13 protein-coding genes are annotated in these 14,566 nt (G+C 37.8%); 9 read left to right on the top strand and 4 right to left on the bottom strand.

Annotated features, from left to right (window positions below; genetic code table 11):
• Positions 1 to 96: 96 nt before the first annotated feature.
• The 3 genes from HPT25_RS02145 to HPT25_RS02135 all read right to left on the bottom strand — a co-directional run bounded on the left by HPT25_RS02145 (position 97) and on the right by HPT25_RS02135 (position 2,016).
• Complete coding sequence (locus HPT25_RS02145; protein WP_173059274.1) at positions 97 to 987, bottom strand: tetratricopeptide repeat protein; 891 nt, start codon at positions 985 to 987, stop codon at positions 97 to 99.
• A 214-nt stretch (positions 988 to 1,201) separates the two neighbouring features.
• The gene (locus tag HPT25_RS02140) at positions 1,202 to 1,450 is read right to left on the bottom strand and encodes a glutaredoxin family protein (protein ID WP_173059271.1); all 249 of its coding nucleotides are present in this window, start codon (positions 1,448 to 1,450) and stop codon (positions 1,202 to 1,204) included.
• A gap of 119 nt (positions 1,451 to 1,569) precedes the next feature.
• A complete protein-coding gene (locus tag HPT25_RS02135) occupies positions 1,570 to 2,016 on the bottom strand; it encodes a Dps family protein (protein WP_173059269.1) in 447 nt (148 codons plus the stop codon).
• Positions 2,017 to 2,349: 333 nt separating this feature from the next.
• Here HPT25_RS02135 and HPT25_RS02130 point away from each other — a divergent pair, with 333 nt between their 5' ends.
• The 4 genes from HPT25_RS02130 (at position 2,350) to HPT25_RS02115 (ending at position 7,111) form a co-directional block, all read left to right on the top strand.
• Positions 2,350 to 2,952: a cell wall hydrolase gene (locus tag HPT25_RS02130; RefSeq protein WP_173059266.1), complete on the top strand. Its 603-nt coding sequence runs from the start codon at positions 2,350 to 2,352 to the stop codon at positions 2,950 to 2,952.
• Between the two features lie 420 nt (positions 2,953 to 3,372).
• On the top strand, positions 3,373 to 4,725 hold the full coding sequence (locus HPT25_RS02125; RefSeq protein ID WP_173059263.1) for an APC family permease: 1,353 nt from the start codon (positions 3,373 to 3,375) through the stop codon (positions 4,723 to 4,725).
• A gap of 128 nt (positions 4,726 to 4,853) precedes the next feature.
• Positions 4,854 to 5,111 carry a YpbS family protein gene (locus tag HPT25_RS02120; protein WP_173059260.1) on the top strand — a complete coding sequence of 86 codons (258 nt, stop codon included), beginning with the start codon at positions 4,854 to 4,856 and terminating at the stop codon, positions 5,109 to 5,111.
• 566 nt (positions 5,112 to 5,677) lie between these two features.
• Positions 5,678 to 7,111, top strand: coding sequence for an APC family permease (locus tag HPT25_RS02115; RefSeq protein ID WP_173059257.1), 1,434 nt, complete (start codon positions 5,678 to 5,680; stop codon positions 7,109 to 7,111).
• A 90-nt stretch (positions 7,112 to 7,201) separates the two neighbouring features.
• Here HPT25_RS02115 and speB read toward each other — a convergent pair whose 3' ends face one another.
• On the bottom strand, positions 7,202 to 8,140 hold the full coding sequence (gene speB / locus HPT25_RS02110; protein ID WP_173059254.1) for an agmatinase: 939 nt from the start codon (positions 8,138 to 8,140) through the stop codon (positions 7,202 to 7,204).
• A 349-nt stretch (positions 8,141 to 8,489) separates the two neighbouring features.
• Here speB and HPT25_RS02105 point away from each other — a divergent pair, with 349 nt between their 5' ends.
• The 5 genes from HPT25_RS02105 (at position 8,490) to HPT25_RS02085 (ending at position 14,481) form a co-directional block, all read left to right on the top strand.
• Positions 8,490 to 9,779 carry a Glu/Leu/Phe/Val family dehydrogenase gene (locus HPT25_RS02105; RefSeq protein ID WP_173059252.1) on the top strand — a complete coding sequence of 430 codons (1,290 nt, stop codon included), beginning with the start codon at positions 8,490 to 8,492 and terminating at the stop codon, positions 9,777 to 9,779.
• Positions 9,780 to 9,867: 88 nt separating this feature from the next.
• Entirely contained in the window at positions 9,868 to 10,158 is a 291-nt protein-coding gene (locus HPT25_RS02100; RefSeq protein WP_173059249.1) for an SAV0927 family protein, read from the top strand.
• A 20-nt stretch (positions 10,159 to 10,178) separates the two neighbouring features.
• The gene (locus tag HPT25_RS02095) at positions 10,179 to 10,427 is read left to right on the top strand and encodes a biotin/lipoyl attachment domain-containing protein (protein WP_173059246.1); all 249 of its coding nucleotides are present in this window, start codon (positions 10,179 to 10,181) and stop codon (positions 10,425 to 10,427) included.
• A gap of 215 nt (positions 10,428 to 10,642) precedes the next feature.
• Entirely contained in the window at positions 10,643 to 12,778 is a 2,136-nt protein-coding gene (locus HPT25_RS02090; protein WP_173059243.1) for a sigma 54-interacting transcriptional regulator, read from the top strand.
• 230 nt (positions 12,779 to 13,008) lie between these two features.
• Positions 13,009 to 14,481, top strand: coding sequence for an aldehyde dehydrogenase family protein (locus HPT25_RS02085; RefSeq protein WP_173070805.1), 1,473 nt, complete (start codon positions 13,009 to 13,011; stop codon positions 14,479 to 14,481).
• The last annotated feature ends 85 nt before the right edge of the window (positions 14,482 to 14,566 follow it).

Genomic DNA, 14,566 nt, shown 5'->3' with positions numbered 1-14,566 from the left:
ATATCCGCGAGTACTACAATTACGCTTAGAGAAAATTTGCATTTTTCAAGTGGAATCAAAAAAAGGCTTCCAGATTAATATCGGAAGCCTTCATTATTATTGAATGGCATTATAAATTTTTTTAGTCTGCTTGTTTACTCCATACCAGCCCATGGTTTCTGAGTGACCCTCGCCAGTGCTTGGGTTATCAACGATAAATTGATAGACATGAATGATATAATCACCGTTATTCGCATTATGGTCATATTCAACTTTTACATTTTGATCTGGTTGAATACTCAGCTGTGCTTTCACAAGGTCTTCTGCTTGTTTTGTCGTTAATGCAGTGTTAGATGATGTTGGCTGCTGCGTATTTGTATTTCCTGTTGTTTGGGATACCTGAGTTGCATTATTTTTCTGTGTTTGTTGTTGTTGCTGTTGTTGTTGTGACTGCTGCTGATCAGCATCGTTTTTCATTTTTGCTGTTTCGTCAAGCAGTTCGGCAGCATCTTTTTTCATTTTCTTAATTGGGGCAATATCTGTAAGTTTTTTAGTTTCTGAAACTTCTTTAAACACCTCAATGGCTTGATCGTACTGATTCTCCCCTAATAATGTTTTTCCCTCGAATATTTTATTCTGCATCGCATCAGCAAGGGTTTTGGTATTCTGTATTTCTTTTAACAGAGAGTTTGCCTTATTGATAATCTTGTCTTCCACCTTATTAGAAGAGTTATCATTTAATAGTTTTGTAAGACTATAAATCGCTTTATCAAAATTACCCTTATGATAAAGTGAAAGGCTGTCATTTAAAGTTTTTGCGATTTCCAGATCATTTTTTGCCTCATCAGTTTGTTTGTCCTTTAATGCAGCCTCAAATTTTGCAATTGCAGACGTATAATTTCCTTTTTCCAATGCTGTTTTCCCTGCATCCAGGTTTTCAGTATATGCTTGCGGTGTACAGGCCGAAAGGATCAGTGCGCTTAAGATTAACACTCCAATTTTTTTCATGTTCATTCCCCCAGGTAGGCCTATCTTTATTAAGATAGTTTGTATCAAATAAATTGTACATTTTACGACAGATTCTGACAACTATGAGAGATTATTTAATATCAAAAGGCGCTTTTTTCCTAATCAGCTTAGTAGAAAATGAAACATTTCGCTTTAATATTGTGATGCGAAAAAGAACACCTGAAGTAACAGGTGTTCTAATACGGATTATCCTTCATTCACTGTCTGCCTCAGACAAACCTAATAATTGATTGAATTTCTTTTCCTGAAAGCCAAGCACAAGCTTTCCATTAATGAATGTAGCAGGGGTTGCGTAAATTTTTTTCGACTTTAGTTCTTCAAAATACTCATTATGTATAGAAGCGTTACGCTCTTCAAATTCAATGTTATGGTCTTTAAGAAAACTTTTTACTTTTTCACAATATGGACAGCGGTTACTGCTATATACAATCACTTGAGACACAAAAAATTCCCTCCATATTTAAGATCATTTTATATTAATGGAGTAATAATGATAGGTCAATACATCTTTATAATCATTAATATAAAAAAGTCCAACATAATTAGTTGGACTCAACCTTCTTATATTGATTTTCCTAAAAATGCGGTAAGCATCCAAACATGTTTTTCTAGGCCTGAATGAATTGCTAGGAGCATATCTCCAGTTGTTTCATCATCTAATTCACCAGCCAGGCTCATGCCTTCTTTCAATTCTCCAATAATCATTGAGAAGTCATTAATAATAGCTTGGACCATTTGTTGGGCTGACTCTGAACCTGCAGCTTCCTGAACTGAAGCGAGTTCGAGACATTCTTTCATCGTTGCAACAGGACTACCGCCAATTGCTAGTAAACGTTCAGCTAATTCATCTACATGTAAACCTGCTTCATTATAAAATTCCTCAAATTTTGCGTGAAGGGTGAAGAATTGTTCCCCTTTCACATACCAGTGGAAGTTATGTAATTTCATGTATAGTACAGACCAGTTGGCAATTTGTTTGTTTAATAAGGAAATTAGTTGATGATCCATTAAAAAGCCTCCTTTTATCGTAACTCAACTTAATATTACCCAAATTTTAGGATGTATTCCACTTTGAAAAGTAGTTGTTTTTGCCAGAATTGTGAAATCTGAGCTTATGTTTCAGTTTGAAATAAATTGTCATAATTAATCCTAAAAGTATCTCCAAAGTCATTTATTGGATGAGAGAAATTAATGGGGATTTTTTCTAATGACTTTTAAAATGCTGATACTTTGGGAATGAAGGCAGTTAAAAATAATTAACCATTTATTGGGTGGTGAAACGAAAGATTACAGCTGTTAGCCTATTAAGTAGAGAAACGAGCGAAAATATTGGAGGTATTCATGAATAAATTTAAAAAGTTAATGATAGCGGCAGGATTGATATTATCGATGTCAGCATTTACGTTAAATGGAAAAACAGAAGCTGCTTCCATAACCCATAAAGTTCAGTCAGGTGAAACCTATTGGAAGGTAGCTGCGAAGTACGGGGTTCCAATCCATAATTTAATGGCGGCTAATCACGCAGCCAGCACAACTCTTTATACAGGGCAAAATCTAGTGATTCCTAATTCTACGATTTCTGCTGCGGATAAAGACTTAATGGCACGTCTTGTTCACGCAGAAGCAAAAGGTGAATCATATGCTGGTAAGGTTGCAGTGGCAGCAGTCATTTTAAACAGAGTTAAAAATCCCCAATTTCCTCCTACAGTACGTAAAGTAATTTATCAAGCTCATTCCGGGCACTATGCTTTTACACCAGTTCAAAATGGCGCGATTAATCAGGCTGCGGATGAAGATTCGAAAAAGGCTGTAAATGAGGCAATTGCCTATAGTGGTGAAGGAAAAGGCTCTTTATATTTCTATAATCCGAGAATTGCTAAAAGTGGATGGATCAACACTCGTCAAGTAACAGTTACAATTGGACATCATCGATTTGCGAAATAGGTTGAAATATCGCAACAAAGGCAGTAGAATTTAAACGAAATTCTGCTGTCTTTGTTGTTTTATGCTATAGAAATCATTTTTCAACCTATTGAAACCATAAACTCAGTGTTTTCATTATGCGTATATGAGTAAGTTATGCAATGTTACATAAAAATAATAGCGTTTCTAAGTGGAAAATGTAGAAAAGTACCGCATTGAAAAGTTTGAAAGTTGAGAAAATTCTTCTTTTTTTTGAGTTAGATTCAATCTATTAAAATTTTGGTACGGAAATTGCAATAAGAATTATGAAACTATTAATAATAGTTAAAAAGCAAATGAAATGAAAGGAGGCAACAACTGCCTAAATGTTAGAAATTAAATGTAACCGTTTTCGATTGTTGTTCCAAAAAGATGATTCACACTAAAAGGGAGAGTTGATACATGGAGAATGTAACTTTGAAGCGCTCACTTGGTTTGTGGGCAATAGTTGGTTTAGGATTAGGCTATATGACGCCTACCACAGTATTTGATACGTTTGGAATTGTGTCAAATGAAACGAATGGTGTTGTCCCACTGGCGTACATCGTTTCTTTGGTTGTTATGTTGTTCACGGCCATTAGTTATGGAAAGATGGTGAAGGAATTTCCTAGTGCAGGATCGGCCTACACTTACACACGGGAAACAATGAGTCCTTATCTTGGATTCTTGGTAGGCTGGTCAGCACTGCTTGATTATATTCTACTTCCGATGGTAAATGCTTTGATCATTCGCATCTATATGGAATCAGTATTTCCAGCAGTTCCTGCATGGGTTTGGGTTATCCTTTATGTTGCGGTCGTGACAGCGTTTAATTATTTTAGTATGGGGAAGACATCTAGTTTTAACTCGCTGCTTGTGATATTTGAAGTGGTTTTAATTGGTGCGTTCATTGTCCTTGGGGTCGTTCAGCTTTACCATGGAATGGGACAAGGATCACTTCTAACAACAAAACCTCTTTTCCATTCTGATATCCAACTCGGCCATATTTTAACTGGGGCTACCATCGTTTGTTTCTCTTTCATTGGCTTTGATGCCGTTACGATGTATGCTGAAGAAGCGATTGATTCAAAAATCATGCCAAAAGCCATTATGTTAACGGTGTTAATTGGCGGAGGCATCTTTTTCGTCTGTGCGTATCTAGCACAATCATTATTCCCAACTGTTGCTCATTTCAAAGTTACAGACGATACATTACCTGAAGTTGGTCTATATGTAGGAGGATCTATTTTTAAAATAGTCTTCCTTTCAGGGGCTTTTGCTGCAGCTGTTGCTTCAGGGCTTGCTTCCCACTCCAGTGTTGCCAGGCTATTGTATGTTATGGGGCGAAATGGTGTCTTGCCTAAGAAGGTGTTCGGGTATGTCCACCCAAAATATAGGACACCAACTTTTAATGTCGTTATTGTTGGACTTGTTTCACTGCTGGCAATCACGCCAAGCTTAGAGCTAATTTCCTCCTTTATCAATTTTGGAGCATTAATTGCTTTCACGTTTGTAAATTTATCTGTTATTGCTCATTTTATATTCCGCCAAAAACGATATAAAACAACCAAGGAAATTTTCTCATACCTGATTATGCCGATTCTTGGTGCAGGATTAACAGGAATACTATGGGCGAACTTACATGTTGATGCCCTTATTGGAGGACTTGTTTGGGCTAGCATCGGATTTATCTATATGCTGTTCCAAACCAAATTCTTTAAACTCAAAATTGCTGATTTTGCTTTTGATGAAGCGGATCAATCATCTTCGATATAAAAGGGGAATGGGGGACTGGAAAGTGATCGTCCCTCTTTTTTATTGAATTTTTTAAAAAACTTAACTTCTTATTCATTCCTTGCTAATATAAATGAAGATACTTGACTTAAACATAGGAGCTGAAAAAAATGAGTGTACATAAAGCAATTACAGAACATGTCAATAAACAAAACAAAAAAATAAATGACTTTGTCGCTCTGGATCAAATGCGTGAACAGTATATTGAGGAAGCACTGGAATTATGCAGACAGGGAAAAGCTTTTACAACTGAAAAAATCAATGATATTACGCAACAAATCAATGAACTTGCTAAAAAAGGGATTGTACCGACACGTAAACTCGTAACTGCAGAAATGGTTCGAGAGTATGCATTAAAAACGAAATAATGAAGATGAATGTACCTAAAAGGCAGCAGATTTTTTAAAAAAATCTGCTGTTTTCTATAAATGGATAAAGCGTAAAAATGGGTGATACTCGCAAGACAAATTTGTTAATTAAATAAGAGTTTGTTATGATAGAGTTAAATATTATTTGGATATATTTCCCTTTTACTTCACCTCTTTTATGCAGTTTTTCATACGCTATTCAGAAATGCATTGATCAGAATACTAATATGCTTGATTTACTTGAGGAAACATGTGAATCCATGTTGGTATGCTTTTTGCATAATATATAGTGAGTGCAATTAGGAAATAAGGGGGTATGTTTGAAAGGACAACTACTATTAGGAAACATTTTTATTGGCCAATGGAACGAGGAATGATCCATTGGCCAACATTTTCATGAGTCATGACAAATATAGACGCTTTAATAGCATTAAGGAGGGGTTTTAGACTATAGTTGCCTTATACCTTATCTTGAAATTATTCAGATTGACTTGGTTATTTTAAAAGGCGGTTACATTTGTTTCTTCATTATTTAATCTGAGTCAAAGAGGGGGCGGTATCAGTTTATGCCAAAGGCAAAATCACTTAAGGCAAATGCCATCAGTTCATTGGAATCGGTAATGTTGGGCATCGGAGGAACAGCACCTGTTTATTCGTTATCTGCAAGCACGGCTTCACTAGTTGCAGCAGTTGGATTAATGGGACCTGGTTCTCTTTTTTATGCAGCGATCGTTATGTTTGGTATATCATTTGCGTTTATGTATCTGAATCGCTGGCGTTCTGATTCTGGAGCGAGTTATGCTTGGGTCGGAAGGACCATAAACCCTAGCCTTGGGTTTATGAGTGGCTGGGCATTGTTAATCTCAACAACACTCTTTATGATCGCTGGGTCATTGCCTGCCGGTACCGTCACATTAGATTTAATCGCTCCAAAGTTAGCAAATAATGTAGTAGCTGTCACAATCGCAGGTGCATTCTGGTTTATAGCGATGAATATTTTAGTGATGATAGGGGTGGAAATTACCGCCAAGTTTCAGAAAATTATGACTATTCTCGAAGTTGGAATTTTGATAATCATCACCATAGGAGCCTTGATCAAATTTTCTGCACACCCTGTTCATCATTTTTCATGGGCCTGGTTTTTGCCTTCCGGTTTTAGCTTTAATACATTTGTCGCTGGATCACTGATAGCGGCATTCTATTATTGGGGCTGGGATGTAACTGCAAACTTGACGGAGGAAACTGCTGACCGCCATAATGCTCCTGGAAAAGGAGGAGTGATTGGAATGATTTGTATTTTCCTAATGTTTGAATTGCTGCAAGTAACCCTGCAAATGGGGTTGAGTGACGATCAAATTAACAAGGCAAGTACGAATTTACTTCCAGTTGTCGGGGATCTAATTTTTCCGCACCCATGGGGGGATATTGCCATTATTGCAGTAATGATCAGTACGATTGCTACCTTGGAAACATCATTATTACAATCGACCCGGACTTTCTTTTCTATGGGAAGGGATGAAGTCATAAACAAGAAATTCGGGGAACTTCATCCGAAATTCAAGACACCATGGGTATCAAGTATTGTGATTGGAATTGTTGCACTTGTTCTTTTTGTCCTGTCTGCGTTTAGTAAAGGAGTCAATTCTTTGATGACAGACGCGATTAATGCGATTGGACTGCAGATTGCCTTTTATTATGGTTTAACTGGATTTTCCTGTGCGTGGTACTATCGTAAAGTCAGGAAAGTGAAAGACATATTTATGCGAATAATATGGCCACTAGTGGCAGGCATTTTTCTTTGGTTTATTGCCATTTATGATATTAGACAGCTGGATCTTATCACAAATTTAGTTGGAATTGGTTCATTGGTAATAGGGGTTATTCCCCTCCTGTACTATCGGAGGAAGTATCGAAGCAGTTTCTATACGGATCGTTTGGAAAGCTGGAATCCTGAACATCCTGCTCAGATTCATGATCCTAGTTCCAATGTGGAGGCCTAAAACTATATTTGCGGATAAATAATTATCTAAAATAGACGGAATTTTCAGGAAAAGGCTTGTGTTTATCTGACACAAGCCTTCTTTACAGTTTTATTTATGATTTTTTATTTTTAAGGCTGTAAGACTGGCAAAATCATGGATGATCGTTGCTCCCAAAAGGGAAGTTATTTGTGTCGGGTCATAAGGTGGCAAAACTTCAACCAAGTCATAGCCGATAAAATTAAAGTCGGTTAACGAGCGAATCATCTGTAAAGTTTCCAAGCTGCTCAAGCCGCCAACTTCAAGTGTACCAGTTCCTGGTGCACAGGAAGGATCCACAAAGTCAATATCAAAGGTTAGGAAGCAAGGGGTATCGCCAATTTTTCGCCTAATCTCTTGAATGACACTTTGGTAACCGCGTTCCTTTAGCTCTGGGGTTGTTATAACATGGTATCCTAAGTCTGTGCTGGCATCAAGATCGCCTGGATGATTAAGCGTGCCGCGAATTCCGATTTGAAAAACTTTATCTGGAATTAGCAAGTTTTCTTCATAGGCACGGATGAATGGAGAACCGTGCCAATACTTTTCATCATAATAAGTATCCCATGTGTCTGTATGTGAATCAAAATGGATCATGGCAACCGGTCCATACACTTTTGCTGCCGCGCGAAGATTGGCTAGTGTAACCGAATGGTCTCCGCCAATACCGATTGGAATGATCCCTTGTTCCATTAATTCTGTCATGGCTTTTTCAATAACTTCATAGCTTCTGTGAATATTGTGAGGAATGACGGAGACATCACCAATATCAATAGCCTGGCAATCATCAAAAGGATATACCTTATGAATAGGATGATACGGAAATAACGTCATAGAGGCCTGACGGATCGCTTGCGGAGCAAAACGTGCTCCAACACGGAATGATGCGGCCGTATCAAATGGCATTCCAACGATCGCTAATTTTGCATTTTCTCTCGAAGCTGGGAGACGCATAAAGGTACCTGTTGTACAAAACTCTGGCTTTACATCTGGCGTTAATGGATATTTCATATAAAATTCCTCCGTTTGTATTTTAGTTTCACTCTATTAAAATGCAATTTTTATGCCAAGTAATAAGTACGACCAAATACATATTATATATTGATTATTCAACCATAATTGAATAATTTATGCAATATTGAATATTCTTCGAAATTAGAAGGAGATTTTTCACAAAAGAAAATGTTGCATCAAAAATTTGAAGGTAAATCACCTTTTTATGCAGTTCTGAATAATAAAGTCAATTTTTCATAGCGCGTTCAATGTTTCTTAATAGAAACCTTTTAAAATATTGATTTTTAAAGTTGGCATGAAACTTGCTTTATGTTTATACAACAAAAATAAATGAGGTGTTTGTAAAATGGCTATTAATTCCTTAAATCAGAAAAAGCAAGAAGAATTAGAGGAAAAGGATAACTCTCTACTTGAGTTTCAGGAAACGTTGAAAGAAGCCGTAGAGGTTTTAAACTACCCTACACAAGTTTTTGAATTCTTAAAAAAACCGATGAGATTCTTGGAAGTTAGTATTCCAGTAAAAATGGATAATGGGCAGGTCGAAATCTTCACAGGCTACCGCGCCCAGCATAATGATGCTACTGGCCCAACTAAAGGGGGGATCAGGTTTCATCCAGATGTTACTCCGGAAGAAGTGAAAGCGCTGGCAGGATGGATGAGTTTAAAATGCGGCGTTACTGGTTTACCTTATGGGGGAGCAAAAGGCGGGATTATCTGTGACCCAAGAAAAATGAGCTTTGATGAATTGGAGCGTCTAAGCAGAGGATACGTTAGAGCCGTAAGTCAGATAGTCGGTCCTACCAAGGATATTCCTGCTCCTGATATGTATACTAACTCGCAAATTATGGCTTGGATGCTTGATGAATATGATCATATTCGTGAATTTGATTCTCCAGGTTTTATTACTGGGAAGCCAATAGCCCTTGGAGGTTCAAAAGGAAGGGAAACAGCTACTTCCAAAGGTGTGTTATATACACTTCAAATGGTATGTGAAAAGCGGAAAATGTCATTAATAGATACCCGCATTATCATTCAAGGATTCGGAAATGTTGGAAGCTATCTAGCTCAATACTTATATGAATTAGGGGCAAAGGTAATTGGGATTAGCGATGTGCTTGGCGGATTATATGACGAAAACGGCCTGGATATTCCTTATTTAATGGAAAACAGGGATTCTTTCGGAATTGTCTCTAATCGCTATGAAAATGCCATCTCCAATCAGGAATTATTAGAAAAAGAATGTGATATTTTGATTCCGGCTGCTATTTCTGGTGTTATCAACAAACACAATGCAAAGAGAGTTAACTGTAAGATCGTGATTGAAGCAGCAAATGGCCCAACGACAAAAGAAGCGATTCAAACATTGGATGAACGCAGCATCTTGCTTGTTCCAGATATACTTGCAAATGCCGGCGGCGTAGTTGTTTCTTATTTTGAATGGTGTCAGAACAATCAAGGTTATTACTGGACCGAAGAAGAAGTGGATGCCCGTTTGAAAGATAAAATGGCTGCTAGCTTCACCAATGTATATAATACCGCGAAAAAATACGGAGTAAATATGAAAATTGCCGCTTATATTGAAGGAATTCAAAAAGTAGCAGAGGCATCAAGATTAAGAGGGTGGTTGAAATATTAAAAATGAAAGTGATGTTAAAGCATATTGTTGATGATGCAGAAATCAACGTCCAACTTTAACTGAGCAAAATTAAAAGGAGGATTCAAGCATGAAAATGGATATTCTATCGGAACAAAAAGAACGGCAGCTGTTGCATTATTATTGCCTAATTTCTCATAATCATAGGTATGATTTAACAATTGGCTATTCGGATCATTTTTTCGGGAAAGCCATGGTCACTTCCATGCAGACAGGCAAAATGGTGCTGCTTTGCCAGGAAGATATTGATATGGATCATCATTGGGCAAACCAATTAGGAATTGAAGACGAGGATATTCCGGAGTTTCAAGAATTCTTCCAACTTGTTTTACAGACTCGGTCATTTAATGAGCAATATTAATGAATATAGGGGTGTGTTATATGTATTTTGGCGTCATTCTGAGTCCATGCTTTGGAAGAGTAGAAAAAATTTCAATCAAAAGTTCTGAGCGAGTATACGAGTGGGAAGGATTATTTAAAATCAAAACGGAGATTGGCACAGTTGAAGAAGTGCATACAGGTGTAAGCGGAGAAATCGAATCTTTAGAAGTTCAAGAGGGAGATTACGTAATTCCAGGAATGGTCCTTGCTTATATAAAAGAAGATATATTTGTCACTGGAAGCGACTAATGAAATATTAAGTTTTGTTTATTAGAGTAGAAATCAACATCCAAGTTTAACAGAGGTAAAAAGCGGCACATTGTAACAGGTATTGAAATAAATCATTTCATTTCCTTACGCAAAAAGAAGATGGGTCAGCATCATCTTCTTTTTTCTATTTTTCTATTTAAATTTTTCAGAATAAAGTGGTAGTATAGGATTGACAAGTTAAGGGGGATGAAGCTATGTTTTCCGTCGCTAAAGAAAAAATCAAACCGCTCATATCAGTCACAATAGAGGCAGAAGAAGCTTTAAGACCAACTTTGGCAAATTTTAAGGAACCCTTTCTATTTATAAAAAGGCAGGAGCAATTATTTGCCTATGTACCTATAAATAAAGAACTATTAGAAAAGCTAGAAGAAAATCACTATTCTATGGAACAATTAATGTTAAATGCCAAATCCATTGAGAGTATTTGCCATTTAACAGAGCATTTTTCATTGCCTGTTCTATTCCAGATTATCGGCGGACCGTTTGCTTTCATTACCGATGAAAGAGGCAAACAATTGGGATATATCCAAAGGGAAGATGTTCTTGCCGAGCTCTTTATGCAAGGCAATAAAAGCGTTGATTTTCTTAGAATCCTTTTGTCTTCCATTCCAATGGGCGTATTTGTTGTTGATAAAGAAAAGAAGATTATTAATTGCAATGAAGCCGGTTTAAAAATGATAAAATCCAGTGCGGATAAAGTGCTGAATTTTCCGGGCGAAAATGTTTTTAACGGTGAGCATATTCAACTTGTGTTTGCAAACGGAAAAACGATTCTCAATCACTTGGAATTTAAGAACGGGACAGGTGTACTGGTTGATTACAGTCCGATTCTAAACCCTGACGATCAGGTGGAAGGAATCATTATTGTGGTTCAGGACTTGCCGATGGTTGAGGAAATGGCGTTGGAAATTGAATATATTAAAGACTTGAATAAAGACTTAAATGCCATATTGTCCAGCATTTATGATGAAATTCTTGTGGTCAATGCCAACGGCGAATTAATCCGTTATAGTGAAAATATTATTCTGGATTTTTGGCAGGTTGATTTAAAAGAGTTGATAGGGAAAAATATTTTAGAACTTGAGGACCAGGGGTTATTTACACCTTCCGTTACTAGATTGGTTATGGAAAAAAAGAAAAAGGTTTCCGTTGTCCAAGAGACAAAAACAGGCAGGAAAATTCTTGCTGTCGGAAATCCAGTTTTTAATGAAAAAAATCAGCTCGACCGAATTATTGTAGCATCGCGTGATATCACCGAAACGACGCGTTTAAAAAGCGAATTGCAGGAAATGCGGAAAATATCCGAACAATATAAAAAGGAATTGGACACCTTTAAAAGTAAGGATGCATTCTTGAAAAAGCTCATTTATTGCAGTCCGAAAATGGAAAAAATAATGAATCAGGTGAAGAAAATTGCTGACTTCTCTTCCACTGTTCTGCTTCATGGTGAATCTGGGGTAGGAAAAGAGGTCATCGCCCAGGCAATTCATCAACTGGGAAGGCGTTCACATATGCCGTTCCTTAAATTAAATTGCGGCGCCATTCCGGAAAATTTATTAGAAAGTGAATTGTTCGGTTATGCCAAGGGTGCTTTTACTGGTGCTGATAAAAACGGCAAGGAAGGTTATTTCAAACAAGCGGATGGCGGAATATTATTTCTTGACGAAATTGGTGAGATGCCGATGCACCTTCAAGTTAAGCTGCTCAGGGTTCTCCAAGAACAAGAAGTTATACCTGTCGGCAGTACAACACCATTTAAGGTGGATGTGCAGATTATTGCAGCTACCAATAAAAATTTAGCTAAAATGGTCGAGGAAGGAGCATTTCGAGAGGATTTATTCTATCGGTTGAATGTTATTCCGATTAACATCCCGCCACTCAGAGAACGAACTGAAGATATCTCGCTTTTGGCATTTCACTTCCTGCAACAGCTTAACGAGAAATATGATCGCAATTATCATCTGACACCTGATGCTGTAAATGTGCTTGAATTTTACCCATGGCCTGGTAATGTCAGGGAATTGCAAAATATTATCGAGAGACTGGTTGTCACAGCTGACCACCCTGCGATTGACGCTGAATTTGTCAGTCAATTTTTATCGCTTGGATACGAACATAAAAAGATGCGCCCAGTCGTGACGAGAGTGATTCCATTACAGGACGCCATTGAATACGTGGAAGAACAGCTAATCGTCATGGCTATGAATCAATACAAAACAACAACCAAAGCTGCAAAAGCTTTGGGAATCAGTCAATCTTCCGTTAGTCGAAAGTATCAAAAAATCCTCACTGAAAAAAATATAAAAATAGAAAACATGCAGTCTTATTAAAAAAAACTGTTTCAGATTATTATATCTGAAGCAGTTTTTTAGTTTTTTAGGATATTTGTTTTAAGCTATGCATTAAGAAATAGACCTATGCAGTGATGAATAGATTTTTCAGAAAAGTAACACAAAGATAGGGACCCTAGCGATATTTCAAGTTGGCACGTTTCTTGCATTTATAATTAAGTGAGGGTAAACATAAGGAGGAATGAAGAATGGTCGAGGTAAAAAATCGAGTGATTAACCTTAAAATGTATATTGATGGCGAGTGGCGCGATGCTGAGAATCAAGAAACACGCCCAGTAGTTAATCCGGCAAACGGGGAAGTAATTGCCTATGCACCAGAAGGAACTGTTGCTGATACCCGTACAGCAATCTATGCAGCACGCAAGGCATTTGAAGATGGGGTATGGTCCAATCTATCCGCCCAAGAGAGAGCCTCCTATTTATTAAAAGTTGCTGACAAAATAGATGAGTACGCCGATGAATTGACTCAGCTAGAAACAATGGATAATGGAAAGCCATTAAGAGAAGCTGGGTTTGATGTGGCCGATGCTGCAGCGTGTTTCCGCTATTATGCAGGATTAATTACGAAGCCGGATGGCCAAACCTACCATGTTGCCGATCCAATGCAGGCAATGGTGGTTAGAGAGCCAGTAGGTGTATGCGGTCTCATTGTTCCGTGGAACTATCCGTTATTGATGAGTGTATGGAAAATCGCTCCTGCACTTGCTGCCGGAAATACGATTGTATTCAAACCATCTGAAGTAACACCAGTTACCCCAACAAAACTGTTTGAAATTTTCGAAGAGGTAGGATTGCCAAAAGGTGCTGCCAATATGGTAATGGGTTTTGGACCGATTGTTGGCAATGAAATTGCTTCACATCCTGAAGTAGACATGGTCTCATTTACAGGCGGTACGAAAACAGGCAAGCATATCATGAAAACAGCTGCAGATACCATGAAAAAAGTATCTTTGGAATTGGGCGGCAAATCACCAAATATCATTTTTGCAGATGCCGATTTTGAAACCGCTGTCGATTATGCCTTGTTTGGAATCTTTGCAGGGTCAGGACAAGTATGCTCAGCCGGTTCAAGGATTTTGGTTGAGGCAAGCATCTATGACCAGTTTGTTGCCCGCTTTGTCGAAAGAGCCAAACAAATCAAAGTTGGTCCAGGTAATGAACCGGGAACAGAGATGGGACCGCTTGTAAGCCAACCGCATATGGAAAAGGTTCTTTCCTATATTGAAATTGGCAAGCAGGAAGGAGCAACCCTTGCCTGCGGCGGAAATCGAATGATCCATGATGAATTGGCCAAAGGATATTTTGTTGAACCGACAGTGTTTGTTGATGTACAGCATGACATGCGAATTGTTCAAGAAGAAATTTTTGGGCCGGTAGTCTGTATCCAAAAATTCGAGGATGAAGAGGAAGCTGTGAAGCTGGCAAATGGAACTGTCTATGGTTTAGCTGGTGGAGTGTTTACAAAAGATGGCGCCAAAGGTTTGCGTGTCATTAAAAAGCTGCGCGCCGGTATCACTTGGGTGAATTCCTATCATCCAACCTATAATGAAGCACCATGGGGCGGTTATAAACAAAGCGGGATCGGCCGCAGCCTTGGAACATTTGGTTTGGAGGAATTCCAGGAAATCAAACAGATTAATATTAACTTGCAAGTTGAGCCGATTGGTTGGTTTTCAAATTAAATCGATTAAATGTTTTTCATTATTTGGCTGTGATAAAGCTCATTTTTGAATGTAACATTCTGTTGATTGGAGCGAAGTGCCCGGA

Origin of the sequence: Neobacillus endophyticus (assembly GCF_013248975.1) — a bacterium.
Taxonomy (GTDB): Bacteria; Bacillota; Bacilli; order Bacillales; family Cytobacillaceae; genus Neobacillus; species Neobacillus endophyticus.
Note: the sequence above shows the minus strand (reverse complement) of the source record. Positions and strands in the feature narration are given on the sequence as shown.

Coding starts and splice junctions, on each gene's coding strand:
- HPT25_RS02145 (WP_173059274.1), bottom strand. CDS start 987: ATGAAAAAAATTGGAGTGTTAATCTTAAGCGCACTGATCCTTTCGGCC.
- HPT25_RS02135 (WP_173059269.1), bottom strand. CDS start 2,016: ATGGATCATCAACTAATTTCCTTATTAAACAAACAAATTGCCAACTGG.
- HPT25_RS02130 (WP_173059266.1), top strand. CDS start 2,350: ATGAATAAATTTAAAAAGTTAATGATAGCGGCAGGATTGATATTATCG.
- HPT25_RS02125 (WP_173059263.1), top strand. CDS start 3,373: ATGGAGAATGTAACTTTGAAGCGCTCACTTGGTTTGTGGGCAATAGTT.
- HPT25_RS02120 (WP_173059260.1), top strand. CDS start 4,854: ATGAGTGTACATAAAGCAATTACAGAACATGTCAATAAACAAAACAAA.
- HPT25_RS02115 (WP_173059257.1), top strand. CDS start 5,678: ATGCCAAAGGCAAAATCACTTAAGGCAAATGCCATCAGTTCATTGGAA.
- speB (WP_173059254.1), bottom strand. CDS start 8,140: ATGAAATATCCATTAACGCCAGATGTAAAGCCAGAGTTTTGTACAACA.
- HPT25_RS02105 (WP_173059252.1), top strand. CDS start 8,490: ATGGCTATTAATTCCTTAAATCAGAAAAAGCAAGAAGAATTAGAGGAA.
- HPT25_RS02100 (WP_173059249.1), top strand. CDS start 9,868: ATGAAAATGGATATTCTATCGGAACAAAAAGAACGGCAGCTGTTGCAT.
- HPT25_RS02095 (WP_173059246.1), top strand. CDS start 10,179: ATGTATTTTGGCGTCATTCTGAGTCCATGCTTTGGAAGAGTAGAAAAA.
- HPT25_RS02090 (WP_173059243.1), top strand. CDS start 10,643: ATGTTTTCCGTCGCTAAAGAAAAAATCAAACCGCTCATATCAGTCACA.